Origin of the sequence: Fulverythrobacter fulvus, assembly GCF_037154085.1 — a bacterium.
Lineage (GTDB): Bacteria > Pseudomonadota > Alphaproteobacteria > Sphingomonadales > Sphingomonadaceae > Andeanibacterium > Andeanibacterium fulvum.
The window spans coordinates 564,634-590,742 of record NZ_JBANRM010000002.1; the positions used below are offsets into that span (position 1 = coordinate 564,634).

The window sequence follows — 26,109 nt, forward strand, 5'->3', positions numbered from 1 at the left end:
GTGCGTCGGTCGATGCACAGGCACCAGTCCTTGAGGAGAGCCGAGATGAGCGGAGTCGTCGTCCAGAAGATCGAGCGTGCGGAACGCGAAGTGGTCGAAGGGCTGGGCGCCTGCGGCGTCGCCACCGTGCATGAATCGCAGGGCCGCACCGGACTGCTCGCCAGCTATATGCGTCCGATCTATTCCGGCGCGCGCATCGGCGCCTCGGCCGTGACGATCAGCGTGCCCCCGGGCGACAATTACATGGTCCATGCCGCGATCGAACAGTGCCAGGATGGCGACATCCTCGTGATCGCGCCGACTTCCCCTTGCGAAGACGGCTATTTCGGCGACCTTCTGGCCACCAGCGCACAGGCGCGCGGGGTGAAGGGCCTGATCATCGACGCAGGCGTGCGCGACGTGCGCGACCTGACCGAAATGGACTTCCCCGTCTGGTCCAAGCGCGTCTTCGCGCAGGGCACGATCAAGGCCAGCCTCGGCAGCGTGAACGTGCCGGTGGTCTGCGCCAGCGCCTATATCGAGCCGGGCGACGTGATCGTGGCCGACGATGACGGCGTCTGCGTGGTCAAGCGCGCCGATGCCGCCATGGTGCTGGAAAAGGCCCGCGCCCGCGAAGCCAATGAAGGCTCCAAGCGCGAACGCCTTGCATCGGGCGAACTGGGCCTCGACATGTATGGCTTCCGCCAGAAGCTGATCGACATGGGCCTGAAGTGGATCTGACAACAACCCGATCCTCCCCGATCCGGGGAGGGGAACCATGCGAAGCATGGTGGAGGGGCACCGGCCTCAGACACAGCGCCAGTGGGGGGTGCCCCTCCACCAGCCTGCGGCTGGTCCCCCTCCCCATACTGGGGAGGATTTGAAGTGAATTCAGCACCCGTCATGTGGATGCGCGGGGGTACCTCCAAGGGGGGGTACTTCCTCGCCAGTGACCTGCCGGCCGATATTGCGGAACGCGATGCCTTCCTGCTCGGCGTGATGGGCAGCCCCGATCCGCGCCAGATCGACGGCATGGGCGGCGCCGACCCGCTGACCAGCAAGGTAGCGGTAGTGAAGAAGAGCGAGCGGGAAGGGATCGATGTCGATTACCTGTTCCTGCAGGTCTTCGTCGATCAGGCCATCGTCACCGATGCGCAGAATTGCGGCAATATCCTTGCAGGTATCGGCCCCTTCGCCATTGAGCGCGGGCTGGTGGCGGCCACGGGCGACGAGACCAAGGTCTCGATCTTCATGGAGAATACCGGCCAGGCCGCCGTCGCCACGGTACAGACGCCGGGCGGGGTGGTGACCTACAAGGGCGATGCCCGGATCGATGGCGTGCCCGGCACTCATGCCCCGATTCCGCTGGAGTTCCGCGACACGGCCGGTTCTTCCTGCGGCGCGCTGCTGCCCACGGGCAATGTGGTGGACGTGATCGAAGGCGTGGCCTGCACGCTGATCGACAATGGCATGCCCTGCATCGTGATGAAGGCACAAGACCTTGGCGCCACGGGCTATGAAACGCGTGAGGAACTGGAGGGCGAGGGCTTCGCCGCCATCCGCGCGAAGATCGAGAGCATCCGCCTTGCCGCCGGGCCGCTGATGAATCTTGGCGACGTGAAGGAAAAGTCCGTCCCCAAGATGTTCCTCGTCTCCCCGCCGAAGAACAGCGGCGCGATCAACACCCGCAGCTTCATTCCCCACCGCGCCCATGCGACCATCGGCGTGCTCGCCGCGGTCAGCGTGGCGACGGCCAGCCTGCTCAAGGGCTCGCCCGCCAATGATGTGGCGCAGCTTCCCGAAGGCAGCCGCAAGACTCTGTCGGTGGAACATCCGACCGGGGAAATGAGTTGCGTGCTGGAAGTGAACGACGCCGGGGAAGTCACCAGCTCCGCCCTGCTGCGCACCGCGCGCAAGCTGATGGACGGGGTGGTGTTCGTTTGATCTCTCTCACAACCCGTCCGTCCTGAGCCTGTCGAAGGACCGCCTTTCCTCCTTGAGGTCGGGATACGGGTGAAGAACAAAACGGCCCTTCGACAAGCTCAGGGCAGACGGAGTTATTGGTAATGAGCACCGATCGCATCACCAGCTGGCATGCCAACCCTTCCAAGCCGAAGTTCATTCCGCCTGCGGGCGCGGTGGATGCGCATTGCCATGTGTTCGGCCCGATGGCGCAGTTCCCCTTCAGCGCGAAGGCGAAGTACCTGCCCGAGGATGCCGGCCCGGACATGCTGTTCGCCCTGCGCGATCATCTGGGGTTCGACAAGAACGTGATCGTGCAGGCCAGCTGCCACGGCACGGACAATTCCGCCACGCTGGATGCCATCGCCAAGTCCAATGGCAAGGCACGCGGCGTGGCCGTGGTCGATCCGGCGATCTCGGAAGAGGAACTGGCGAAGCTGCATGAAGGCGGCATGCGCGGTATCCGCTTCAACTTCCTCAAGCGCCTGGTCGACGATGCGCCCAAGGACAAGTTCCTGGAGGTGGCGGCCCGCCTGCCCGCGGGCTGGCACGTGGTGATCTATTTCGAGGCCGATATCCTTGAGGAACTGCGCCCCTTCATGGATGCGATCCCGGTGCCGCTGGTGATCGACCACATGGGCCGCCCCGATGTGACGCAGGGCCCCGACGGCGCCGACATGAAGGCCTTCCGCCGCCTGCTCGACAGCCGGCCGGACATCCACTTCAAGCCCACCTGTCCCGATCGTCTGGATGGCACGGGCGATCCGTGGAATGCCTTCGCCGAAGCGGTAGCGCCGCTGGTGGCAGACTATTCGGATCGCTGCATCTGGGGCACGGACTGGCCGCACCCCAACATGCAGGACAAGATCCCCGATGACGGCCATCTGGTCGACATGATCCCCCGCATCGCGCCGACCGAGGAACTGCAGCGCAAGCTGCTGGTCGACAATCCGATGCGGCTTTACTGGGCGGACTGATCCGCAGTTTTCCGGGGTGGCTTGCCTGCCCCGGTTGCACGCCATAGCCTGCGCCTTGCCGTCACGTGCCTGCAATTCCATGCGGGTAACGCGGCGGCGGAGGCGCGCGCATGACCGATATATTGATTATCGACGGCCATCCCGATCCCGATCCGGCGCGGCTGGGCCATGCGCTGGCCGATGCCTATGAGGAAGCCGCGCGCGGCGCGGGCCATTCGGTCATGCGGATCGACTTGGCCGGGCTCGACTTTCCCCTGCTGCGCACGCGCCATGAATGGGCGGAAGAAAGGCCTGTCCCCACTATCGCCGCGGCGCAGGAGGCGATCCGCAAGGCGCGGCATCTGGCGATCTTCTACCCGCTCTGGCTGGGGGAAATGCCTGCCCTGCTGAAGGGCTTCTTCGAACAGGTCGCGCGGCCCGATTTCGCCATCGGGGAAGGCCGGGTGCCCGTGCCGCTGCTGAAAGGCCGCTCGGCGCGAGTGGTCGTCACCATGGGCATGCCTGCCGCGTTCTATCGCCTCTTCTACCGCGCCCACAGCCTCAAGAGCCTGGAGCGGAACATATTGAAATTCTCCGGCATCAAGCCGGTGCGCTCTACCCTGATCGGCATGGTGGAAGGCGCGGCGCCGAAGCAGGCGGAACAATGGCTGGAACAGATGGCCGAACTGGGCCGGCGCGCGCGCTGACCTATTCGGCGGCTTCTGCCAGCGCCTGCCAGTCCACCTCGCGCCAGTCTTCCTCCCGCCCGAAGGCGAAGGAGATTGCGCGGATCGCGGGATAGTCGATCTCTTCCCCCGCGAAAGAGAGTTCGCCCGTTTCCCGATGGCGGTTCACCGCATCGAGCAGCAGGCGCCGCGCGCGGTAGATCACCCGGTCGCAGGTGCCGAGATATTCCTGCGTGCGGTCCACGATGGGGCCCATGGATTCCTGCACCGCGAAATCCTCATAGGCATTGCTGCGATTGACGATGCCGCTCCAATGCCCGTCCTTCATTGCCTGCCGGTCCTGATGCCAGAGGTTGGAGGCATCGCCCATATCGGCATTGAAATGGTCCGGATCGCCCGACCAGTCACCCAGCGCGCTCATCATCTGGCGCTCCAGCGGGGCCTGCGTATCGTAAGAGATATACCATTGCGCGGTGGTGACATCGTCGATCGGGATCGAACAGCAGGTCACGCGCGGGCCGGTGGGCGCGGCGGGAATGAAGGAGAAGAAGGGCAGGGCCACTTCGCGCACGCGGGCGTAGAAGCGGTGGTCCCCTTCCTCGCGGATCGCGCCTTCGCGGAAGCCATAGGGCCGCTCGTCGAATTCGAACACCGGCGCGCCGTCATTCAGGATGTAGTCGCTTTCGGCCTTGAAGTAATTGCGGCCAATCACGCTGGCGAGGTTGGTGGCGTGAAGAAAGCCGACATGCGCGCTGTCCAGCAGTGCCTCCAGCCCCTGCAGCCAGTTGGTGCGGATGATCCCGCGCATCGGCTGCACATGGCTGTCGGGCAGGCCGGTGAACTCGTAATCGGGGAAGCGCGGCGGATTGGCCTTGCTGCCCATATAGACCCACACCAGCCCGCCCGCCTCATGGGTGGGATGCGTGCGCACGGGCACGCTGGCGGCGAATTTCTCGCGCTGGCTGCGCGGTTCCGTCGGGGCGTCCACGCAGACGCCGTCCACGCTGAACTTCCAGCCGTGGAAGATGCAGCGCAGGCCGTTATCCTCGTTGCGGGCAAGGGCCAGGCTGGCGCAGCGGTGGGGGCAGGCTTCCTGCATGAAGCCGACCCGGCCATCGGTGGCGCGGAAGGCTACGAAATTCTCGCCGAACAGGCGAACCCGCTCGGGCGCGCCATCCGCTTCCAGTTTCGCGGAACGGCAGGCGGGCACCCAATATTCGCGCAGCATTGCGCCCATCGGCGTGCCCGGGCCGATCCGGGTGAGGAGTTCGTTATCCGCCCGGTTCAGCATGTCACGATCTCCTCTCCCTTTTGTCCCGCCGGTCTTACTTGCCGGCGGTGATCTTCAGCATGGCGCCTGCATTCTCGTCCGTCAGGACATAGAGGTTGCCGTCAGGCCCCTGCCGCACGTCGCGCAGGCGCTGCTTCAGATCTTCCAGCAGGGCTTCCTGCTTGCCCGAGGGATCGCCCTTGGAATCGAATTCCAAGCGCAGCAGCGACTTGTTCATCATGGCGATGAACAGATTGCCGTCCCAGCCCGGAATCTTGCGGCCGTGATAGAAGGTGAGATTTCCGGGGTTGGCCGAAGGCGGGCCCCACACGGCCAGCGGATCGACGAAGCCGGGCTCGCCCTTGATGAACTTGGCGGGCGTATCGTCGTAATGATGGCCCTGCGTCACATCCATCCAGCCGTAATTCTCGCCGCGCTTGATGCGGTTCAGCTCGTCGCCGCCGCGCGGGCCGAATTCGGTGGACCAGATCTCGCCATATTCGGAATCGACCGTCAGCCCGGTGGGGTTGCGGTGGCCGATGGTCCAGATCTCGCTCTTCCAGTCCTTCTCGCCGACATAGGGATTGTCGTCGGGCACGGAGCCATCGTCGTTCAGGCGCAGGATCTTGCCGAAATGATTGTCGGTCTTCTGCACCATTTCGCCATAGTTGCGGTCGCCGCTGGCGATGAACAGATAGCCTTCCGTGTCGAAGGCCATGCGCCCGCCATAGCTGCCATAGACCGGGCCCTGGCCGCAGCACTTGGCCGGCACCGGCTCCTTGCCGTACCAGGCATCGGCCTCGAAGATTTCCTTCACGTCGCTCAGCTGGTGGCTGCCGTCCCACTTGGCGCGCAAAACGGCCAGGGTGGTGTTCTTCGGGTCTTTCGGATCGGCCTTGGAATAGCTGAGATAGATCAGCCGGTTCTTGGCGAAATCGGGGTGCAGCACCACGTCCATCAGCCCGGCGATGCCGACGTGATAGACTTCGGGCAGGCCCGCGATCGGGGTGGGATCGAGCACGCCCGCCTTGCTGACGATGCGCAGGCGGCCCGGGCGTTCCGTCACCAGCATGTCGCCATTGGGCAGGAAGGCCATGCCCCAGGGGCGTTCGAGGCCCTTGGTGACGACCTCCACGTGGATTTTCGCCTTTTGGGTCTGATAGTCCCACGGTCCGTCGCCCAGCGGCACGGGCAGGAAGGGATTGGGCGCCTTGGGCGCTTCGCCCTCGTCGCCGCTGGGGGCGGCAGGGGCAGCGGGAGCGGCGGGTGCCGCCGGAGCCGCAGCCGGTGCGGTATCGTTCTGTGCCGCAGCGATCGCACCCGTGCAGGCGAGCGCGGCACCCATTGCCAAGCCAATGACGCGTTTCATGAAAACTCCCTCATCCCCGTTCCGCCGGGAGCGGTTGCGGCCGCTCTTCCAGCCCCTGTTGCGATGCGGCCCGCGTCTTCGCGGTGCCTTATGCAAGCTCATTAGGCCTTTGCAGCGACGCGCACAATCGCCGCTTTCCTACTTGCGACAAATCTGGCTTACCCTCGGCGGTGCCATCCTGCGGACCTTCGCCTGGCCTGCATTCTCCCGCCCTTTGGCCGGCAAGCGAGCCTGCTGCGGAAGGTAACAGGTCTTGTCACTGGAGATCGCCCGGAAGGCATGGGAAACCGGGCTTTTCGGGCGGGGAAAGGTCACAGGTTTCGTAGGCGTAAATGCGTCACTTTCCGCCCAAGAATTTCACGCGGAAAGGGGCGGGGCAGCCTTGTCCGGTTTTGCTTGCCCGGGGGCCATGCTGCGGTAACATCCCGCTGTCTGAAAAGGGGAGAACGGACGATGAGCGGATTTCTGATCGCCATCCTGGTGGTGGTGTTCATGTTCCTGCTGATGGGCGTACGCGTGGTGCGGCAGGGCTATGTCTATACTATCGAAAGGCTGGGCAAGTTCACTCTGGCCGCCGAGCCGGGGCTGCACCTGATCATCCCCTTCATCGACCGTGTCGGGCAGAAAGTGAACGTGATGGAACAGGTGCTCGATATTCCGGGCCAGGAAATCATCACCCGCGATAACGCCATGGTGGGCGTGGATGCGGTGGTGTTCTTCCAGGTGCTGGATGCGGGCAAGGCCGCCTATGAAGTGCACAACCTGTATCTCTCGATCATGGCGCTGACGACCACGAACCTGCGCACCGTGATGGGCTCGATGGACCTCGACGAGACGCTTTCCAAGCGTGACGAGATCAATGCCAAGCTGCTCTCCGTGGTCGATCATGCCACCGCGCCCTGGGGCGTGAAGATCACTCGCGTGGAGATCAAGGACATCCGCCCGCCGCGCGACATTTCCGATGCGATGACTCGCCAGATGAAGGCCGAACGCGAGAAGCGGGCCGAGATTCTGGAAGCGGAAGGCAAGCGGGCATCCGACATCCTGCGTGCCGAAGGCCTCAAGCAGTCGCAGATCCTTGCCGCGGAAGGCCGCCGCGAATCCGCCTTCCGCGATGCCGAAGCGCGTGAGCGCGAGGCGGAGGCGGAAGCCAGGGCCACGCAGATGGTGTCCGAGGCCATCGCCGCTTCCGGCAGCCAGGCGATCAATTACTTCATTGCCCAGAAATACACCGATGCGGTGGGCAAGTTCGCCACTTCGCCCAATGCCAAGACGATCCTGTTCCCGGTAGAGGCGACCCAGCTGATCGGTTCGCTCGGCGGGATCGGCGAACTGGTGAAGGATGCGGTAGGCGGCGGCACCGCTCCGTCTGCTCCCCCGGCACCGCCAGCACCGCGCCGCTCCGTGCCGCCGGCCGGGGGTGGGCAGTGATGGAAGAGCTGGCCAACCTCGATTCGCACTGGGCCTGGCTGGCCATCGGCCTGTTCCTGGCGGCGGCCGAAATGGCCGTGCCGGGCGTGTTCCTGATCTGGCTGGCCGGCGCGGCGATCATCACCGGCATCCTTGCCTGGCTGATCCCGCTGGGCCTGCCGCTGGAAATCGTGATCTTCGGCGTGCTGGCCATCGTCGCCGTGTTTGCCGGCCGCCGTTACCTGCGCGATAATCCGGTGACCGAGGCAGACCCCAAGATGAACCGCCGCGGCGCGCGTCTGGTGGGCGAAGTGGCCATTGTCAGCCAGCCGATCGAAGCCGGATCGGGCAAGGTCCATTACGGCGACAGCGAATGGCTGGCCAAGGGCGCCGACACCCCGGCGGGCGTACGCGTGCGGATCACGGGTAGCGATGGCGCAGTGTTGCTGGTGGAGCCGATTTAGGCGAAGTGAGAGCCTTCTCTCAAACCCGTTCGTCCTGAGCCTGTCGAAGGACGCGCGCAAGCATCTGCCCAAGGCTCCTGCTCAACCGCTTGTCTGGTGCGAATCTCCGGGGGCGAAGTCGCCCGGAATTAACGCCACTCGTGTCCTTCGACAGGCTCAGGATGAACGGGTGGGGGTGCCTGCGGCGAGCGGCTGTCGCTCGCCCGCCCCTCACCCCTCGTGGTGCTTCGCCGCGCTGATCTTGGTGCCGAAGCGGCCGTGCTTGCGGAAGCGGATCATCCATTTGCCCAGGAACAGTTCCAGCGGCTTGGGCGAGACGCCCAGCGCCTTGAGGCCGGGCAGCTTGCCCGAAGGAACACTGCCCGCCTTGAGCATGATCCACTGGTCACGGTTCATCGGCGTGCCGGGCAAAGCGGCGAACAGGGCGGACATGGCATCGGGCATGTCGAGCAGCAGGGGATTACGCTCCTGCCCCTTGGCGATCATGCGATGGAGCTGGCCCATGGTGATCGCTTCGGGCCCGGCAATCTCGTAGGTCTTGCCGCCATGCTTCTTCGGATCGCCCAGCGCGTTGCCGATGGCTTCGGCCGCATCGTCTACCCACAGGGGCTGGAGCTTCGCCTCGGGGCCGAACACCGGCAGGACCGGGAAGGACGAGACGAGGTTGGCGAACAGGTTCACGAACTTGTCGTCTTCGGCAAACAGCACGCCGGGGCGGATGATCGTTGCCTTGGGGAAGGCGGCCAGCACGGCTTCCTCGCCTTCGGCCTTGGTGCGGGCATAGGCCGATTCCGAGGCGGCATCGGCGCCGATGGCCGAAACCAGCACGAAGCTTTCAAGCCCGGCCGCCGCAGCGGCTTCCGCCGCGACGCGTGCGCCCTTCGCCTGGATGGCGTTGAGATTGCCGCTGAAGGAACCGACCAGATAGATCGCCGCATCGGCGCCGGTCAGCACGGCGCGCACTGTGTCGGGCTTGGTCACGTCGCAGGCGACGAACTGGGTCTGGCCCAGATTGCCCAGCGGCTTCAGCTTGTAGGCGCGTTCCGGATGGCGGCTGGCGATGCGCAGGCGCGCGCCGCGCGCCAGCAGGTCCTGCGCCAGATGAGTGCCAACGAAGCCGCTGCCGCCCAGCAGCACTACCAGTTTTCCGTTCAGCGGGTCGCTCTTCGCCATGCCAGTACCGTTTGCCTTTGCCTGCGAGTCCAGTTTCGCGCCCGGCAATGCAACAAGCGCCGCTTCCCCGCAAGCATGCGATTGGCGCGAAATCGCCCGTCAGCCGTGGGCGGCGTGGATAATATCCGTATCCCATTCCAGCGCGCCGAGGTCGGCACGGGCAAAGTGGCGGATCGTGCCCTGCTCGCCGGCCTCGATCTTGCGCACGAAATCGGGGTCGCCGATCAGGGCGCGGCCCACTGCCACCAGGTCGAACTCGCCCGCCGCGATGCGGGTTTCCAGATCTTCGATCGCCTCCACCACGCGCGGGCGGGCATCCTTGCCTTCGATGAAAGTGGTCATCACGTCCGTATCCAGCCCGACGCTGCCCACGGTGATGACGGGCAAGCCGCCGGTCGCCTTGGTCCAGCCGGCCAGATTGCGCGCATCGCCCGGCCATTCCGGTTCCCAGAACCGGCGGGTGGAGGCGTGCAGCACGTCCACGCCGGCGGCCTTCAACATGCCGGTGAAGATTTCCAGTTCCTCCGGCGTGGCGGCGATCCGGGCGGAATAGTCCACTTCCTTCCATTGCGAGAAGCGCAGAGAGATGATGAAGTCCGGCCCGCAGGCGGCGCGGATCGCGGCGACGATCTCGGCCGGAAGGCGCGTGCGGTGGCGGATGTCCGGCCCGCCATAGCCATCTTCGCGCAGATTGATCCCGGCCCACAGGAACTGGTCGAGCAGATAGCCATGCGCGGCGTGAACCTCCACGCCCGCCGCGCCCGCATCCTGCGCCACCAGCGCGGAGCGGGCATAGGCTTCCACCAGTTCCCCAAGCTCCACCGCCGTCGCCGCGCGGCCATTGGGGCGGCCGGGCTGGACCAGGCCGGAGGGGCCGATGGAGAGGCCGTCATCCTTCCGCACCGCGCCTTCGTGCCAAAGCTGGATCAGCATGTGCCCTCCGGCCTTGCCCACTTCCTCCACGCAATGCGCCCAGGCATCGCGGGTGGCGGCGGTGATGTGGGCGGATGACGGCTGTCGGGTCGCCGTGGGATGGTCCACTGCCGCGCTTTCGCCCACGATCAGCTTCACGCCCCCTTCCGCGCGGCGGCGGTAATAGGCCGCCAGCGCGGCGCTGGGCCTGCCATCCTCGCACATGCCGCGCTGCATGGCGGGCATGACGAAGCGGTTGGGCAGTTCCAGCCCCTTGAGGCGATATGGCGTGAACAGCGGCGAAAGGTCGGCCATGCGGCGGATGTCTCCCAATATGTTTTCGCGATCCTAGCGTGAAAGCGGCGCTTGGCTAGCGGGGCGGGCTAGCGGGGCTTCCCATCGCGGCGGGGCAAGGCGATAGTGCGCTGAAGGGGAGAGAGAACAATGCTCGATTACGCGGCCTATGTGGCGCTGTTCAACACCGGCAATGACGAGGAAGTGATCCAGCGCTTCTATGCCGAGGATTGCGTGATGCTGAGCGCCAGCGGCGCGCGTCACGGCAAGCAGGGACTGCGCGAATTCCTTGCCTGGGCGCATGATGGCGTGCGCGAGGTTATCCGGCCGCAGGCAGTGATTTCCGATGACCGGCTGCTGTTTGCCGAAGTGGACATGGATTTCCACGCCACGAAGGAACGGCCCGATTTCCCCTTCGGCCACATGTTCCCCGGCGATCTCGTCACGGTGAAGTTCTTCGCCAGCTATCGCCTCGGCGATCACGGCAAGATACTCGAACTCAAGACGATGGTCTGGCCGCCCGAGCAGGGCGTTTCCAAATTGCCGCGCCTTGGCTCCCACCCCAGCCAGCTGGCCGCCTTCCGGGCCTATGGCGCGGCCTTCTCCGCCGCCGATTTCACTCGCTGGCCGAAATTCTACACCGATGACGTTGTGTTCTCCCTCCACTCCTTCGGCACGTTCGAGGGCAAGCAGGCCATCGTCGACTTCTATCGCCCGGTCTTTGCCGATATTCGCGAGGAAGTGATCTTCGAGAGCATCGAGGCGAGCGACCGCCATATCCGCGCCGTCGCCACCAGCCGCTTCACGGCCTTGCGCGATGCGCCCGATTGCGTGCTGGGCCCGGTGAAGCAGGGCGATGTGATCGTTGCCCCGGTGATTGCGGACTACACCCTGCGCGACGGGCTGATCTGCCGGATCGAAGTGACCCGCAATGGCGAACGCCACTTCATTCCCGCGACGGGGTAGTCACTTACGCTGAATTGCGCGCGTTAGCTTGCCATTCACGCCACCCGTCCTACATTATCGGGAGTTGAAAGGCAGGACTAACCAATGAGTGACGGACCCGATCCCAACCGCGACCCCGATCGCGAACCGGGTGGCAATCCCTGGATCAAGAATCTCGCAGTATGGGGCGGGATCTTCCTGGCATTGCTGCTGGTCGTCTCCATGTTCAGTTCCGGCGCGACCCAGCAGGGCAGCGCGATGCCCTATTCCGAATTCCGGACCAAGGTAGCCGAAGGCAGCGTGGAACAGGTGCAGATCGCACCTGACCGCATCACCGGTGTGCTGAAGAACAAGGAAGCCTTCACCACCATTCCGGTGGCGAACGATACCGATCTGCCCAAGCTGCTCGAGGAAAACGGCGTCCGCTATGAAGGCTCCGCGCCGGACGAGCCGAATCTGCTGCTCTACATCCTCGTCCAGTCCCTGCCGTTCCTGCTGATCCTGGGCGTGGCCTATTTCGCGCTGCGTCAGGTGCAGAAAGGCGGCGGTTCGGGCGCGATGGGCTTCGGCAAGTCCAAGGCCAAGCTGCTGACCGAACGCCATGGCCGCGTGACCTTTGACGATGTCGCCGGCATCGACGAAGCGCGCGAGGAACTGGAGGAAATCGTCGAGTTCCTGAAGGACCCGCAGCGTTTCTCCAAGCTCGGCGGACAGATTCCCAAGGGCGCGCTGCTGGTCGGTTCGCCCGGTACCGGCAAGACCCTGCTCGCCCGCGCCATTGCGGGCGAGGCGGGCGTGCCCTTCTTCACCATTTCCGGCTCGGACTTCGTCGAAATGTTCGTCGGCGTCGGCGCCAGCCGCGTGCGCGACATGTTCGAACAGGCCAAGAAGAACGCGCCCTGCATCGTCTTCATCGACGAAATCGACGCCGTGGGCCGCCATCGCGGCCATGGCCTGGGCAATTCGAATGACGAGCGCGAGCAGACGCTGAACCAGCTGCTGGTCGAGATGGACGGCTTCGAGGCCAATGAAGGCATCATCATCATTGCGGCGACCAACCGCCCCGACGTGCTTGACCCCGCGCTGCTGCGCCCGGGCCGTTTCGACCGTCAGGTCGTGGTGCCGATCCCCGATATCGAAGGGCGCGAGAAGATCCTTTCGGTCCACATGAAGAAGGTGCCGCTGGCGCCCGACGTCAATCCGCGCACCATTGCGCGTGGCACGCCGGGCTTCTCGGGCGCGGACCTCGCCAACCTCGTGAACGAGGCGGCCCTGCTGGCCGCGCGGCGCAACAAGCGCCTCGTCGCCATGCAGGAATTCGAGGACGCGAAGGACAAGGTCATGATGGGGGCGGAACGCCGCTCCATGGTGATGACCGAGGAAGAGAAGAAGATGACCGCCTATCACGAGGCCGGCCATGCGATCGTCTCTGTCCACGAACCCGCTTCGGACCCGATCCACAAGGCCACCATCATCCCGCGCGGCCGCGCGCTGGGCATGGTGATGCGCCTGCCGGAACGCGACAGCTATTCCTACCACCGCGACAAGATGCATGCGAACCTCTCGGTCAGCATGGGCGGCCGCGTGGCGGAAGAACTGATCTTCGGGCATGACAAGGTCAGCTCGGGCGCAAGCTCCGACATTTCCTACGCCACCAACCTTGCCCGCAGCATGGTCACCAAATGGGGCATGTCCGACAAGCTCGGCCCGCTCCAGTATGAGGACCAGTACGAAGGCTATCTGGGCATGGGCGGCACGCAGCGGACCATGATGTCGGATGAGACCAACAAGCTGATCGATGCCGAGATTCGCGGCCTGGTGGACGGCGCGCATGAGCGTGCGCGGACCCTGCTGACCGAACATCGCGACCAGCTGGAACTGCTGGCCCAGGCGCTGCTGGAATATGAGACGCTGAGCGGCGACGAGATCAAGCAGCTGCTGGAAGATGGCAAGATCGACCGGCCCGACAAGCCGTCCGGCCCGGCGGTCGTCCGCCCGGTTCACGGCTCGTCGATCCCCAAGGCGGGTAAGCGCTACTCCGGCGACGCGGCTCCGCAAGGGGTCTGATCCCACCGGCTTGCCCGTCGCCCCAGTGCGACGCCCTTTGGCGGTGGGGCAAGCCGGGCCTCAGACGCGGCGGATGGGGAAACCCCGTCCGCCGGCGATCCGTTTCTATAAGGGCGGCCATTGCGCGCGCCCTCACGACCATCCCGAACAACAGACCCAAAGGGAGATTGCGATGAAGAAGCTGATTCTGGCTGCCCCGATCCTCGGCCTTGCCCTCGCTGCCTGCTCGCAGGAAACCGAAGACAATGCCGATGCGGCAGTGGAACAGGCGGGCGACACCGCCGAAGCCATGGGCGATACGGTCAGCTCGGCCGCCGACGATGCCTCGCAGGGCGTGGAAGAAGCCATCGGCGCGGCGGAAGATGCGGCGAACGATGCGTCCGCTGACGTGAAGGACGCCATGGCCGACAGCACTACCGCTCCGGCGGAGTGACGCCGGCCGGGCGCAGAACTCAATTCATCGTCATTGCGAGGGACCGCAGGTCCCGTGGCAATCCACGGCGCAGCGCGTTGGGTTCTGGATTGCTGCGTCCCTCGCAATGACGAGCCGCTTCAGGCGAAGCAGAGCCTTTCCTGGGCCGCGTGGACACATTCCAGTGCAAGCTTCCATGACCGCTTTTCAGAATTTCAACCCAGAAGCTGCCAGTCCGGACACGACAGCATTGCGGACGTTCAATGCTCGGGTTATCTCCATGCGGGAAAGTAGGCGCCATGACCGTTCACGAAGTCGTCCATTTACTGTGCACCAGTGCCATTGCATTGCTTGCGCTTTTTGCCAGAGATCGCCTTCGGATAAATGAGCCGAAAGTGAGGATAGCATTCGGTTCTGCGGGCATCTTCTTGGCAACATTCATATTCTTTGTTGTGAATCAACTATTCCCGCATCCCTGGGAAAGCGGCTTTTCAAGCCTGACTGACGGTTTCACATTGGTCGCCAGTTACGCGATTGGTGGTCTGCTGGTGTTGTCGCTCATCGAGATTGCGGGCGGCATACTGCAGGCGGTCCAGCGCCGTCGATACAATCGTCGAAAAGTCCGCTTCCCACAACCTTCCGGGCATTAAAGTCGCCGACCACACTGCCAGATAACAGACGCCCATTCAGGTCCGAATTTGTCCACGCGACCTAGGCTGCCCCGAGTTCCTCCAGCTTCGCCTCGATTGCCTGCCACAGGCCGCTAAAGGCTGCCGCGCTCGGCGAATTCGGGGCGAAGCTGCCGAGCGGCGCCTGCCGCTCGGCCACTTGCTCGATCGCGCTGCTCATCGGGATTACCGGCCAGTCCGGCATCCCGGCCCTGAGCTGCTTGTGCAGGCCCCGGCGGGCATCGAACATCGACAGTACCGGCAGGATCGGGGGATGGCGCTTGTGATTGGCCGCCAGTTCCTTGCGGATCGACTGCAGCGCCCTTTGCGCCAGAGGGGAGGGCGGCAGCGGCACGATCACCACGTCGGCCGCGCGGATCACCTGTGCGGAAACCTCGTTCAGCACGGGCGGGCAATCGAGGATGATCCGCTCATATTGCTCCGAAAGTTCCCCGGCCAGTTTCGCCAGCCGCTTCTTCTTGCCCAAGGCAGTCAGGCTGCCATGCAGATCGCGCAGGCTGTCATCGGCGGGCAGCAGGTCCAGCCCCCAATAGCCGCTGGGCAGGATCAGTTCTCCGGCCTCTTCCTTGCCCCGGAATATCCCGGCCGCGCCGCCCTTCTTCTTCGCCTTGGGCTCCACGCCGAACAGGAAGGCCGCGCCGCTCGACGGGTCGAGGTCCCACAACAGGGTCCGCTTTTCGCCCTGCACGGCGGAACACCACGCGAGATTGGCTGCAATGGTGGTTTTGCCCACCCCCCCATTCACGCTGTAAACGGCAATCACGGCCATGCCAGTCTCCCCCATTCGCTGAGGGAGGAGTTTGTTACAGTTCGATGACGGTATTCAAGTCCGGGAGGGCCCCGGTCATTCCCCGGTCATGGCATCCGAAGTTGCTCGTCATTGCGAGCGGCGAAGCAGCGCGGCAATCTAGGACCTAGCGCGCTTCGCCCTGGATTGCTTCGGGGGGTTGCCCCTCGCAATGACGAACCTGATTCGAGTGATCCGTCCGGAGCGGAATCTCGTTGTGTTCGCACGTCACCCAATCGCCAAAGCAAAAGGGCCGCACCTTGCGGTGCAGCCCTTTGATCGTGGCAATCTTCGGCGGGGAAGATCAGCCGTCGTAATCGGCGCCGATCGAAGTCGAGCGGGTCGGGGCGGCGGCAGTGATGCGCAGCGCCTCGGCCGACTGGCTCAGCGAGCCGATTTCATCCGCTTCATCCTCATCGTCAGGCAGGACGCGCTGCAGCGACTGAGTGAGCGATTCCTTGAGGTCGCGCGGGCGCACGGTCTCGTCGGCGATCTCGCGCAGGGCGACCACCGGGTTCTTGTCACGGTCGCGATCGACGGTCAGCTCCGCACCGCCGGAAATCTCGCGCGCACGCTGTGCGGCAAGCAGGACGAGATCGAAACGGTTGGGGACCTTGTCGACGCAATCTTCGACGGTAACGCGCGCCATGGGCACTCCAGTGAAATGAATCTGCCGGGAAAGCTGGCCAATTAGGTTTCGGGGGGGCGAAAGTCAAGGAAATGCCGCAGCACCGCCCCATGTGGGCCGGTATGCGGCGCCTATGCGGCAGGCGCGCGGCAGGATAGCGGGGTTGCCCGCGCGGGGCCGCTATGCTCTTTGCTTGCAGCCATGGAGAGCGCGCGTCCCGAACCGGAAGGCCCGGCCCCCTTTCGCGACCTCGATCCCTTTGCGATTCGCGCCCAGGGCCAGAAGCTGACTTTCTTCCCCAAGGGGGGCGACCGGCTGGCAGCGCTGCTGGACCTGATCGAGACGGCGCAGCACAGCCTGCAATTCTATTTCTACATCTTCGCCACTGACGAATGCGCCGCCACGGTGCGCGATGCGCTGGCGCAGGCCGCGCGGCGGGGCGTGGCGGTGACGCTGATCGTCGACGATTTCGGATCGACCGCCGATGCGAAGTTCCTGCAGCCCCTCACCGATGCGGGCGGCATTGTGCAGCGCTTCAGCTCGCGCTGGGGCGTGCGCTATCTCATCCGCAATCACCAGAAGATGGCGATCCGCGATGGCGAGGCCGCGATGATCGGGGGCTTCAATATCGAACAGGCCTATTTCGACCCGCCGGAGAAGAACGGCTGGAACGATCTGGGCGTGCTGGTGGAAGGCGATGCGGTGAAGCGCCTGTGCGACTGGTTCGGCATTCTCGCGCGCTGGACCGACGACCGGCAGGTGCATCTGCTGGAAGCGCGGCGGGAAGTGCGGCGCTGGAATTCGGGCACTACCACGGTGCGCTGGCTGCTGGGCGGTCCGTCGCAGGCACTTGGCCCATGGGCGCGTTGCATCATCACCGATATCGCCATTGCCAGCCGGCTGGACATCATGGTCGCCTATTTCTCCCCCCGCCGCGGGCTGGTGCGGCGGATCGGCCATGTGGCGCAGCGGGGCGAGGCGCGGCTGCTGCTGGCCGCCAAGTCTGATAATGCCGCTACGGTGGGTGCGGCGCGCGCCAATTACGGCCGCCTGCTGCGCCGGGGCGTGGAAATCCATGAGTTCGAGCCGTGCAAGCTCCACGCGAAGCTCTTCGTGGTGGACGATGTGACCTATATCGGCTCGGCCAATTTCGACATGCGCAGCCTCTATCTCAATCTGGAGATCATGCTGCGGATCGAGGACAAGGCGCTGGCGGAGCGGATGCGGACCTTCATCGCCCAGCATCTGCCGCACTCGACCGAGGTCACGCCCGAATTGCATCGCCAGCGCCGCACCGTGTGGAACCGCATCCGCTGGAGCCTCAGCTGGTTCCTGGTGACGGTGGTGGATTACACCGTCACGCGGCGGCTGAATTTGGGGCTGTAGGCTCTCCTATCGTCATTGCGAGCGGCAAAGCCGCGCGGCAATCCATAGCCCAGCGCGCAAACGCCATGGATTGCTTCGTCCCTGCGGTCCTCGCAATGACGATCTCTGTCCTTGAGTGCCCTACTCGTAATCGTCGTAGCCGCGGCTGCTTTCGGCAAGGTCGGAGAACTTGGTGATCTCGCTCTGGAACTGCAGCGGGATATTGCCGGTGGAACCGTGGCGCTGCTTGGCCACGATCAGGGTGGCGCGGTTCACCAGTTCGCCGTGGCGCTGTTCCCACTCGCTGTATTTCGCCTCGGCCTCGGCATTGGCGAAGCCGTTCAGGCCCGGCCCGTCGGGCTTCAGGGCGTTGTGGTAATATTCGGCGCGGTAGATGAACCACACCATATCGGCGTCCTGTTCGATCGAGCCGGATTCGCGAAGGTCGGACAGCTGGGGCCGCTTGTCCTCGCGCTGTTCCACTGCACGGCTCAGCTGGGACAGCGCGATCACCGGCACGCTCAGTTCCTTGGCCAATGTCTTCAGGCCGCGGCTGATTTCCGAGATTTCGTTCACGCGGTTGTCGTTCCCCCGGCCGGTGCCCTGCAGCAGCTGGAGATAGTCGACCACGATCAGCCCGATATCGTGCCGCCGCTTCAGCCGCCGTGCGCGGGCGCGCAGGGCGGCGATGGAAAGGGCGGGCGTATCGTCGATATAGAGCGGCAGTTCGGCCAGGCGCTGCGCCGCGAAGGACAGTTTCTGGAACTGGTCGCGGCTGATGCGGCCCATGCGCAGCGCCTCGCTGGAAACCTCGGCCTGTTCGGCAAGGATACGCGTGGCCAGCTGGTCCGCGCTCATTTCCAGGCTGAAGAACACCACGCCCGCGCCCACGGAACGTTCGATGCCCATCTCGCGGTCGTTCAGCAGGCGCTCGGCGCAATTGAAGGCGATATTGGTGGCGAGCGAGGTCTTGCCCATGCCCGGACGGCCGGCCAGGATGATGAGGTCGGAATCGTGCAGGCCGCCGATCTTCTCGTTCACGCTGGTCAGGCCGGTGGTCTTGCCCGAGATGTGGCCGCCCGAATTGATCGCCGCCTCGATCTGGCTCAGCGCCGTATGGGTGGCGCTGCGGAAGCTGGAGGCTTCATTGGCGGTCGCGGCGCCTTCGGCCACCTTGTAGAGCGCGGCTTCGGCATATTCGATCTGCTTGAGCGGCTCGACGCTTTCTGACGTATCCAGCGCCTCTTCCACCAGATTGCGGCCGACATTCACCAGCTCTCGCAGCAGAGCGAGGTCGTAGATCTGCGAGGCAAGCTCGCGCGGGGCGAGCAACCCCTGCCCGTCCGCCGTCAGCCGCGCGAGATATGCGATGCCGCCCAGTTCCTTCAGCGCTTCGTCCGCTTCGAAATAGGGGCGCAGGGTCACGGGAGTGACCACCGCATTGCGATCCAGCAGGGTCAGCACCCGTTCGTAGATGCGCTGATGCACCGGCTCGAAGAAATGGTCTGGCCGCAGGGGCGTGGAAAGTTCCTCGATCACGCGGTTGTCGATCAGCACCGCACCGATGAAGGCCGCTTCCGCCTCGATATTGGCGGGCAGGCTGCGGGCCTGCGGTTCGGCGGGCGCAGCGGCAGGGGAACGGATCAGAAGGGCTTCGTCGGACATCGGCCCCTCATGCACATGGCGGGCGGCAGGGCGCAAGCGGGCAGGCGGGAAGGGGCCTTGTGGATATCGGGGATGGATCGATTTCCCGGCCCGCCTTCCGGATTGGTCCCGCTGCAAATTCCTTGCCGCCTACCGTGGCGGGTGCGAAAGGATCGGCAGCCATGGACGACCACCGCATCAGCCATATCGAGCTAGACGAGGCGACGATCCTGTGGCGCAATGCGGATATCGAGCAGGAACGCCGCGTGGCGATCTTCGACCTGATCGAGGAGAACCGCTTCAAGCCGGTGCGCGCCGCCGCTTCCGGCCTGTCCGGCCCCTGGCGCCTGCGGCTGGCGGTGCAGGACGGACGGCTGGCGATGGATATTTCCGACGAGGCCGGCAATCCGGTGGAAACGCTGCTGCTGGGCCTAGCCCGCTTCCGCCGCCCGATCCGCGAATATTTCGCCATCTGCGATTCCTATTATCAGGCGATCCGCAAGGCTTCCGCGCAGGAGATCGAGACGATCGACATGGCCCGGCGCGGAATCCACGATCAGGCCGCGCGGCTGCTGCTGGAAAGGCTGGACGGCAAGGTGGAAACGGACTTCGCCACGGCCCGGCGGCTCTTTACCCTGATCTGCGTGCTGCATATCAAGGGCTAGCAGGGGCTGGAGGGCTCCCAGGCGAAAGGCGATTCCCCGATGGGCAGAAAGAAGCGATTTCCCACGCGCTGGCGCGTGATGGCGGCGCTGTTGCTGGCTGCGCTGCTGGGCGGTGCCTGGCAGTGGTGGGAGTTCATCCACTGGACCCCGCCGCGCGAGGCCTATCCCGCGCAGGGCATTCTGGTGAGCGCGGGCGACGGGCGGACCAGCTTTGTCGCCTTCAAGGCCATCGGGGCGGATTTCGCCTATCTCGAAGCGTCGAACGGCGCGACCAGGCGCGATGCCGCCTTTGCCCGCAACCTTGAGGCCGTACGCGCCGCCGGGATGCAGTTCGGCGCGGTGCATCATTACGATCCCTGCGTTCCGGCAGACCGGCAGGCGGCCAATTTCGTCACGGTCGTGCCGCGCGACGACAGCCTGCTGCCGCCCGCCATCGAACTGGACGAGACGGCCGACGAATGCCCCAAGCCGGTGAGCGATCAGGCCGTGGAAAGCGAGCTGATGACTTTCCTCAACCAGGTGGAAGGCCATGCGGGCAAGCCGGCTCTGCTCAAGATCTCCAGCGCCTTCGAGAAGCGCTATCGCCTCGCCACTGCGCTGGACCGCAATCTGTGGCTGACGCGCGACCGGTTTGAGCCGGACTATGCCGGGCGCCCATGGACTTTGTGGACGGCCAATTCCGCGCTACGCTCTGAAGCGAGCCCGGTGCCGGTGCGCTGGGTAGTGGTACAGCCTTGAGGATAATCGAATGAGCGACGATTCGGACCGGGACGAGCTGGTGATCGCGGCCAAGCGTGCTCAGGACAATGCCTATGCGCCCTATTCGAATTTCCGCGTGGGCGCGGCCCTGCGCTTTGCCGACGGGACGATCGTGACCGGGGCCAATGTCGAAAATGCCAGCTACGGCCTGTCCTTCTGTGCCGAAGCGGTCGCGGTGGCCAGGGCCATGAACGAGGGGCACCGCGGCGGGCTGGAGGCCGTGGCGGTGATCGGTTCGGGCAAGGAAACGGTCACGCCCTGCGGACGCTGCCGCCAGATGTTGTTCGAACTGGCCGATCTGGGCGGCACCGATCCGGTGATCTGGTGCGCCAGCAAGGAAGAGGCGGAGCCGGTGCTGCTGTCCGCACTGCTGCCGCGTGCCTTCGGGCCGGGCAATCTGGACTAGGCGATAGCGAGCGCGGAAGAGGGAGACACGGCCATGCTGCTCAATCCTTCCGCTCCGCTTGGTGCCATCGATGGCGAGATATTGCTGCGGCTGGGCGCGGCGGCGCTGATCGGGCTGCTGTTGGGGCTCGACCGCGAAATGCGCGGCCATGCGGCGGGCCTGCGCACGCATGGGCTGGTGTGCTTTTCCGCCGCCGCCATGACGATTTCGGTCATCGCGCTCTATCTCCAGCTTGGCGCGCCCAATGCGGGCAGCCGGATGGACCCCTTGCGCATTTTCGAGGCGGCCGGTTCCTTCGTGGGGATCATCGGGGCCGGGCTGATCGTGTTCAGCAAGGGCAGGCTGCATAACCTCACCACTGCCGCCAATCTCTGGCTGGCCGCCGTGGTGGGCATTGCCTGCGGGGCAGGGCAGTGGCCGCTGGTGGCGGTGGGCTCGGCCATCAGCCTGGTGATGATAACCCTGCTACGCCTGCTGGAAGACTGGATGGAGCGGAGGCGCCGGAAAGACGGCGCCGAGCTGACGGATGACCGATAGTGACAACGATATGACAGGACGTGCTGCGAGGGCGGAGTGACCGGTTCGTCATTGCGAGGAGCGAAGCGACGAAGCAATCCAGAGCGGTTGCGCGCAGTCACCCTGGATTGCCGCGCGGCTTCGCCGCTCGCAATGACGAGGCCAAGTGCGTGTCGGCACATCTCTCTTGACAATTTGAACCTATTTGGTTATATGCACGCCCATCCTGCATCTCAAAACAGGATATGGAACCGGGAGGCGGCTCGGCCGGCTTGCCTTCCCCTCCAATCGCGGGTGCTCCTGCTTACAACAGGGGAATGTCACTCCCGCATCGCGGCCGGCGCTCATGCGCCTTGGGCAGGCTTCGGCCGGCCCAGCCGCCGGAACGGATCAGGCGCGGCACCAGCCGCGATGGAAGTGCGCCTCGTGCGAGCCCGCCCGCGCTTCCTTGCCGCTCCGGACAGGGCCGAGCCCATGCGCGCTGCGGAACAGGCGCCCGGGCCACTCGCAAGATAAACCTTCCGCACTGCCCCCGGCGCATTGCCGGCCGCGCGGTTCCTTTGGGTTTTCACACTGGCGTTATGTCCGGGCTCGCCGCCGGATGACGGGGTGTGCCTGGGCCCTGCACCCACACCCGCTCATCCTGAGCTTGTCGAAGGATACGCGTCGAGGCCCGTTCCGGGCGCATTCAAGTGGGCCTCATAGGGCTGTCGTTTCCCGTGTCCTTCGACAAGCTCAGGATGGGCGGGGTAGGTGGTTTGGGTTAAAAGGAGCAGGCACATTCCGTCATCCTGAACTCGTTTCAGGATCCATTTCTCCGGATCGAGCGGCAGTTTGTGGGGAAGGATGGATGCTGAAACAAGTTCAGCATGACGAAGAGGGAACCACGCGGCCCTTTCATGAACTACCGCGCAGGGCCCCCCTTACCCCTCAAGCCATTCCACCAGCGCGGCAAGGCAATCGCGGCCCAGAATCTTCGAACGTTCCGCGCTCCAGCCCTGCTCTTCGCAAGGCAGATCGTCATTGTCCTTGAACGGCATCTCCAGCGTCATGGAACAGGCGCCATAGCGTTCGGCCAGCTGGTTGGTGGACATGGTGAGGTTGGCCTGCCCCGGCCGCGCCACCGGATAGCCCCTGGCGGTCTGGAAATCGGGCGTGCGGCGCTTCAGGATCGAGCGGTAGCGTTCATAGGCTGCGCCCAGTTCGTCGGTCCAGGACGGGATGCCTTCGAAGCCCGCCAGGAACACGGCCGCAATCGCCTCGTCCCCATGGACGTCCATCGCGAAGTTCACGCCGGTTTCATCCATCGCATTGCGCAGGGCGAGCACTTCGGGGCTCTTTTCCGCGCTGGGTTCGGCCCATTCGCGATTGAGGTTGATGCCCGCCGCATTGGTGCGCAAATGCCCGCGCCGCGAGCCGTCGGGATTGGCATTGGGCACGATATGCAGGCGGCATTTGGCGCGCAGGGTGCGGCCCACCGGATCGGCCGGATCGGTGAGGCATTCCAGTGCCCCTTCCATCCACCATTCGGCCATGCTCTCGCCCGGATGCTGGCGGGCATAGAGCCACACCTGCGTGGGGCCTTCGCCCATTTCGAGGCAGTCGATCGGCTGCCCGTCGAGCGAGGTGCCCAGCACGCGGTGGCTCACCCCTTCATAGCAGGCGGTTTCCGCCACCAGATCGTGATGCCGCTCCATCGAATAGGGCGCGAAATAGGCGAACCATGCCGTGCCGCCTTCCGGCGTGTAGCGGATGGTGAGCGTGCCTTCCTCTTCCCCGCGGTCGAAGCTGGTTTCGGCGCGGGCCCAATAGTCCCGGTCTTCCGAAACGCAGGCGCGATAGCCGGGCCAGCCATCGGGATAGGCGGAATGGTTGAGCCCGGTGATCTTCAGCACCAATTCGCGCCCCGCCGCGCCGGAGACGCGGAAGTGGAACCATTGATAGAAGTCCGAGAGATGATCCTTGCGGATCGCCAGCTTCGCGCTGGCGCCGGAAATCTCCAGCACTTCGATATTGCCGGCATCGAATGCCGCGTCGATCCTGATCGGCTGGCTGTTCACTTTACCTCGACCGTTTCGCCATTGTTGCCCGGGAAATTGCTGAACAGGGCCGCCGCCATCTTGGGCGCGCCCAATTGGTTCTGCGCCAGCGGCGCATCGGCCCGCACAGTGAAGCTGGCCCGGCCTTCCCACAGGGTCTGCCCGCTGGCCCGCTCGCGGATCATCACGCCCAGCCTGGTATCGACCTGAGCCTTGGGCTTGCCCGAAAGGTCGATCCCGATGCCGAGCCCCACGCCGGAACCATAGGAGCCGACCGAGGCGCCGCCGCCCACGCTGACGGGGTTGCGCCCGCCATCGGGCTGGATGGTGGCGCGTTCCAGCCGCACCACAGCCACCTGCGTGCCCGCGCTTTCGGCCACTACTTCATAGCCCAGCCGGGTAAGTTCGCGCCCGACGGCCAGTTTGTAGCTCGCCAGTTCCAGCGATTTGGGATCGAGCCCCGGCGCGCTTTCCACCGCGATAGTGCCGTGGCCCAGCTGGGAAAGCCGGGCGGCATCGTGGAAGCGGGTCACCTCGACCGGGCCGATGGGCGTCATGCAGCCGGACAGCCCCAGCAGCGCGGTGGCCGATGCGGCGAGGATGGCAGTGCGGATCGGTGTCATTCTCGTGCCCCTCCCTGGGCCTTGCGCCGATTCTGGGTGGGAAGCGGCGCGGATGCAAGCGCGGCGTAGGGCAGCCATCTCAGCGCAGGTTGTAATTCTCGCCATTCTTGCCGGGGAACTTGCGGAACAGGCCCTCTGCCAGCTTGGCGGCGATGGCCTGGCCGGTCCATTTCTCGCTGCCCTCGCGCGTGGCGATGTCGGCGCGGCCTTCCCACAGCACCGCGCCCGATGCCTCGTCGCGGATGCGGGCTTCCAGCCTTGTGGAAAGCAGGGCCTTCTTCGGCTTGGTGAAATCGAGATTGAGGCCGAGGCCCACCATCGACCCGCGATTGGAAACGCCCACGTCCATCTCGCCGCTCACCGGCTTGCGCGGCGGCTCGGCAGGCTGGGCCACGCCGTGGACGATGCGCAGTTCCACCAGCTGCCCGGCGGCGCCGTTCTGGGTCTGCCCGTTCTGGGTCTGATAGCCGGCCTGGACCAGTTGATCGATCACGGCGGCCTCGAAGGTCGCGTTCTCCCGCTCGTCGCCCGTGCCCGGGGAAGGTGCGGAGGGGCCGGGTGGGCCATAGGAGGTTTCGGAGCGTTCGGCTTGCGGCGCCTCGTCATAGACTGCGCTGCCGGGCTGGCGCGGCGCATCGTTGGACAGCACCACTACCTTGACCGGTCCCTTGCCGAGCGCAGCGGCCGCATCGCCTTCCACCACGAAGCGGGTCACGTCCACTTCGCCTTCATTGTCTTTCTGGCTGTTGCGGCTGGAAAGGCGGGAAGGGGAACGGTCGAAGGTGGAAGACGGCCTGCCCCAGCTGCCGCTCCCCCAGCCGCCATCCCAGGCGGGCGGCCCTGCGAGTGCGGGCGCGGCGGGCAGGAGCGTAAGTGCGGCGAGGCAGGCAATGCCCGCGCGATGGGCGGTGAAACGGGGGGATTGGGGAGAATGGGGCATGGGGCGATCCGAAACGTCCGGCTATTCGGGAGCAGAGCCTGTCCGGCCTATGCCCTGCCGGATTGCCCCGCTATGAACCGCCGGCGTATTTCCCTTTAACCCTTCCGTCTTTCCGCAGTGATAGCAGCCCGATCATGACCAGACTTCCCGTGCTCGTGACCGGCGGTGCCGGCTATATCGGCAGCCACGCCGTCCTTGCCCTGCTCGATCAGGGATGGGACGTGACGGTGATCGACAATCTCACCACCGGCTTCCGCTTTGCCGTTCCCGATGGCGTGGCCTTTTATGAAGGCGATATCGAAGACGGGGCGCTGCTCGCCCGGATCATCGCGGAACGGGGCATCGGCGCGGTGATGCATTTCGCCGGGTCGATCATCGTGCCCGAATCGGTCGAGAACCCGCTCAAATATTATCACAACAACACGGCCAAGAGCCGGGCGCTGATCGAATCGGCCGTGAAGGGCGGAGTGAAGCATTTCATCTTCAGCTCCACCGCCGCGACCTATGGCATTCCCGAAGTGTCCCCGGTGAACGAGGATAGCCCCAAGCTGCCGATCAATCCCTACGGCATGTCCAAGCTGATGACCGAGATCATGCTGGCGGACACGGCAAAGGCCCATCCGCTGAACTATTGCGCCTTGCGCTATTTCAACGTGGCGGGCGCCGATCCGCAGGCGCGCAGCGGGCAATCGACTGCCGGGGCGACTCATCTGATCAAGGTCGCGGTGGAGGCCGCGCTGGGCAAGCGTGCCAATGTGCAGGTCTTCGGCACGGATTACGATACGCCCGACGGCACCGGGGTGCGCGATTACATCCATGTCACGGACCTTGCCGCCGCCCATGTGCTGGCGCTGGAAGAACTGATCGCGAAGCCCGATCAGTCGCTCACCATGAATTGCGGCTATGGTCGGGGCTTCTCCGTGCTCGAAGTGCTGGACGCGGTGGACCGGGTGACCAATCGCCGGATCGAACGAATCATGGGCCTGCGCCGTGCGGGCGACCCCGATTCGCTGATTTCGGACAACCGCCGGATCAAACAGACCCTTCCCTGGGTGCCGCAGCATGCCGATCTGGACCAGATCGTCACGCATGCGCTCGCCTGGGAGCGGAAATTGAGCGAAATCCGTGGGGAAGGTTGACTTGGGGGCC

At 65.0% G+C, this 26,109-nt stretch carries 26 protein-coding genes; 16 read left to right on the plus strand and 10 right to left on the minus strand.

Annotated elements, in window-relative coordinates; all coding sequences use genetic code 11:
• Positions 1-45 precede the first annotated feature (45 nt).
• From ligK to WFP36_RS08540, 4 genes are all read left to right on the plus strand, one after another.
• The gene (ligK, locus tag WFP36_RS08525) at positions 46-720 is read left to right on the plus strand and encodes a 4-carboxy-4-hydroxy-2-oxoadipate aldolase/oxaloacetate decarboxylase (RefSeq protein WP_336979639.1); all 675 of its coding nucleotides are present in this window, start codon (positions 46-48) and stop codon (positions 718-720) included.
• Positions 721-882: 162 nt separating this feature from the next.
• On the plus strand, positions 883-1,923 hold the full coding sequence (locus WFP36_RS08530; RefSeq protein ID WP_336980046.1) for a 4-oxalomesaconate tautomerase: 1,041 nt from the start codon (positions 883-885) through the stop codon (positions 1,921-1,923).
• Between the two features lie 122 nt (positions 1,924-2,045).
• Positions 2,046-2,918 carry an amidohydrolase family protein gene (locus WFP36_RS08535; protein WP_336979641.1) on the plus strand — a complete coding sequence of 291 codons (873 nt, stop codon included), beginning with the start codon at positions 2,046-2,048 and terminating at the stop codon, positions 2,916-2,918.
• Positions 2,919-3,028: 110 nt separating this feature from the next.
• Positions 3,029-3,604 carry an NAD(P)H-dependent oxidoreductase gene (locus WFP36_RS08540; RefSeq protein ID WP_336979643.1) on the plus strand — a complete coding sequence of 192 codons (576 nt, stop codon included), beginning with the start codon at positions 3,029-3,031 and terminating at the stop codon, positions 3,602-3,604.
• Between the two features lies 1 nt (position 3,605).
• On the opposite strand, the gene WFP36_RS08545 is transcribed toward WFP36_RS08540, so the two are convergent.
• Both WFP36_RS08545 and WFP36_RS08550 read right to left on the minus strand, forming a co-directional pair.
• Positions 3,606-4,874: a Rieske 2Fe-2S domain-containing protein gene (locus WFP36_RS08545; RefSeq protein WP_336979644.1), complete on the minus strand. Its 1,269-nt coding sequence runs from the start codon at positions 4,872-4,874 to the stop codon at positions 3,606-3,608.
• Between the two features lie 34 nt (positions 4,875-4,908).
• Positions 4,909-6,222 (minus strand): PQQ-dependent sugar dehydrogenase, encoded by a 1,314-nt coding sequence (locus WFP36_RS08550; protein WP_336979646.1) that lies wholly within the window; start codon positions 6,220-6,222, stop codon positions 4,909-4,911.
• A gap of 453 nt (positions 6,223-6,675) precedes the next feature.
• On the opposite strand from WFP36_RS08550, the gene WFP36_RS08555 reads away from it, so the two are divergent.
• Entirely contained in the window at positions 6,676-7,653 is a 978-nt protein-coding gene (locus tag WFP36_RS08555; RefSeq protein ID WP_336979648.1) for an SPFH domain-containing protein, read from the plus strand.
• A complete protein-coding gene (locus WFP36_RS08560) occupies positions 7,653-8,096 on the plus strand; it encodes an NfeD family protein (protein WP_336979650.1) in 444 nt (147 codons plus the stop codon). Before WFP36_RS08555 ends, WFP36_RS08560 begins: the two co-directional genes overlap by 1 nt.
• 210 nt (positions 8,097-8,306) lie before the next feature.
• Here WFP36_RS08560 and WFP36_RS08565 read toward each other — a convergent pair whose 3' ends face one another.
• Complete coding sequence (locus WFP36_RS08565) at positions 8,307-9,269, minus strand: complex I NDUFA9 subunit family protein (protein ID WP_336979652.1); 963 nt, start codon at positions 9,267-9,269, stop codon at positions 8,307-8,309.
• Between the two features lie 99 nt (positions 9,270-9,368).
• A complete protein-coding gene (locus tag WFP36_RS08570; protein WP_336979654.1) occupies positions 9,369-10,496 on the minus strand; it encodes an oxidoreductase in 1,128 nt (375 codons plus the stop codon).
• 129 nt (positions 10,497-10,625) lie between these two features.
• Here WFP36_RS08570 and WFP36_RS08575 point away from each other — a divergent pair, with 129 nt between their 5' ends.
• The 4 genes from WFP36_RS08575 to WFP36_RS08590 all read left to right on the plus strand — a co-directional run bounded on the left by WFP36_RS08575 (position 10,626) and on the right by WFP36_RS08590 (position 14,549).
• On the plus strand, positions 10,626-11,441 hold the full coding sequence (locus WFP36_RS08575) for a nuclear transport factor 2 family protein (protein ID WP_336979656.1): 816 nt from the start codon (positions 10,626-10,628) through the stop codon (positions 11,439-11,441).
• An 84-nt stretch (positions 11,442-11,525) separates the two neighbouring features.
• Positions 11,526-13,487, plus strand: coding sequence for an ATP-dependent zinc metalloprotease FtsH (gene ftsH, locus WFP36_RS08580; protein WP_336979657.1), 1,962 nt, complete (start codon positions 11,526-11,528; stop codon positions 13,485-13,487).
• Between the two features lie 172 nt (positions 13,488-13,659).
• The gene (locus tag WFP36_RS08585) at positions 13,660-13,920 is read left to right on the plus strand and encodes a hypothetical protein (RefSeq protein WP_336979659.1); all 261 of its coding nucleotides are present in this window, start codon (positions 13,660-13,662) and stop codon (positions 13,918-13,920) included.
• Positions 13,921-14,198: 278 nt separating this feature from the next.
• A complete protein-coding gene (locus WFP36_RS08590; protein ID WP_336979661.1) occupies positions 14,199-14,549 on the plus strand; it encodes a hypothetical protein in 351 nt (116 codons plus the stop codon).
• 61 nt (positions 14,550-14,610) lie between these two features.
• Here WFP36_RS08590 and WFP36_RS08595 read toward each other — a convergent pair whose 3' ends face one another.
• Together WFP36_RS08595 and rpoZ are read right to left on the minus strand one after the other, a co-directional pair.
• Positions 14,611-15,357 (minus strand): ParA family protein, encoded by a 747-nt coding sequence (locus WFP36_RS08595; protein WP_336979662.1) that lies wholly within the window; start codon positions 15,355-15,357, stop codon positions 14,611-14,613.
• Between the two features lie 322 nt (positions 15,358-15,679).
• Positions 15,680-16,024 (minus strand): DNA-directed RNA polymerase subunit omega, encoded by a 345-nt coding sequence (gene rpoZ / locus WFP36_RS08600; RefSeq protein WP_054531068.1) that lies wholly within the window; start codon positions 16,022-16,024, stop codon positions 15,680-15,682.
• 180 nt (positions 16,025-16,204) lie between these two features.
• Between rpoZ and WFP36_RS08605 the strand changes: the two genes are divergently transcribed.
• On the plus strand, positions 16,205-17,389 hold the full coding sequence (locus tag WFP36_RS08605) for a phospholipase D-like domain-containing protein (RefSeq protein WP_336979665.1): 1,185 nt from the start codon (positions 16,205-16,207) through the stop codon (positions 17,387-17,389).
• A gap of 120 nt (positions 17,390-17,509) precedes the next feature.
• Here WFP36_RS08605 and WFP36_RS08610 read toward each other — a convergent pair whose 3' ends face one another.
• Positions 17,510-19,033 carry a replicative DNA helicase gene (locus WFP36_RS08610; protein WP_336979667.1) on the minus strand — a complete coding sequence of 508 codons (1,524 nt, stop codon included), beginning with the start codon at positions 19,031-19,033 and terminating at the stop codon, positions 17,510-17,512.
• A gap of 161 nt (positions 19,034-19,194) precedes the next feature.
• On the opposite strand from WFP36_RS08610, the gene WFP36_RS08615 reads away from it, so the two are divergent.
• From WFP36_RS08615 to WFP36_RS08630, 4 genes are read left to right on the plus strand one after another with little or no spacing between them, the layout of a single operon-like run.
• On the plus strand, positions 19,195-19,677 hold the full coding sequence (locus WFP36_RS08615) for a UPF0262 family protein (protein ID WP_336979669.1): 483 nt from the start codon (positions 19,195-19,197) through the stop codon (positions 19,675-19,677).
• Between the two features lie 39 nt (positions 19,678-19,716).
• On the plus strand, positions 19,717-20,415 hold the full coding sequence (locus WFP36_RS08620; protein WP_336979672.1) for a glycoside hydrolase family 25 protein: 699 nt from the start codon (positions 19,717-19,719) through the stop codon (positions 20,413-20,415).
• 10 nt (positions 20,416-20,425) lie between these two features.
• Entirely contained in the window at positions 20,426-20,842 is a 417-nt protein-coding gene (locus tag WFP36_RS08625) for a cytidine deaminase (protein ID WP_336979674.1), read from the plus strand.
• A 33-nt stretch (positions 20,843-20,875) separates the two neighbouring features.
• Complete coding sequence (locus WFP36_RS08630) at positions 20,876-21,379, plus strand: MgtC/SapB family protein (protein WP_336979676.1); 504 nt, start codon at positions 20,876-20,878, stop codon at positions 21,377-21,379.
• Positions 21,380-22,281: 902 nt separating this feature from the next.
• Here WFP36_RS08630 and WFP36_RS08635 read toward each other — a convergent pair.
• From WFP36_RS08635 to WFP36_RS08645, 3 genes are all read right to left on the minus strand, one after another.
• Positions 22,282-23,418 (minus strand): M14 family metallopeptidase, encoded by a 1,137-nt coding sequence (locus WFP36_RS08635; RefSeq protein WP_336979678.1) that lies wholly within the window; start codon positions 23,416-23,418, stop codon positions 22,282-22,284.
• Complete coding sequence (locus WFP36_RS08640; protein WP_336979680.1) at positions 23,415-24,020, minus strand: DUF4136 domain-containing protein; 606 nt, start codon at positions 24,018-24,020, stop codon at positions 23,415-23,417. The genes WFP36_RS08635 and WFP36_RS08640 overlap by 4 nt, the downstream gene beginning before the upstream one ends.
• A gap of 79 nt (positions 24,021-24,099) precedes the next feature.
• Positions 24,100-24,960, minus strand: coding sequence for a hypothetical protein (locus tag WFP36_RS08645; protein ID WP_336979682.1), 861 nt, complete (start codon positions 24,958-24,960; stop codon positions 24,100-24,102).
• Between the two features lie 134 nt (positions 24,961-25,094).
• Between WFP36_RS08645 and galE the strand changes: the two genes are divergently transcribed.
• The gene (gene galE, locus WFP36_RS08650; protein WP_336979684.1) at positions 25,095-26,099 is read left to right on the plus strand and encodes a UDP-glucose 4-epimerase GalE; all 1,005 of its coding nucleotides are present in this window, start codon (positions 25,095-25,097) and stop codon (positions 26,097-26,099) included.
• Positions 26,100-26,109: the final 10 nt, after the last annotated feature.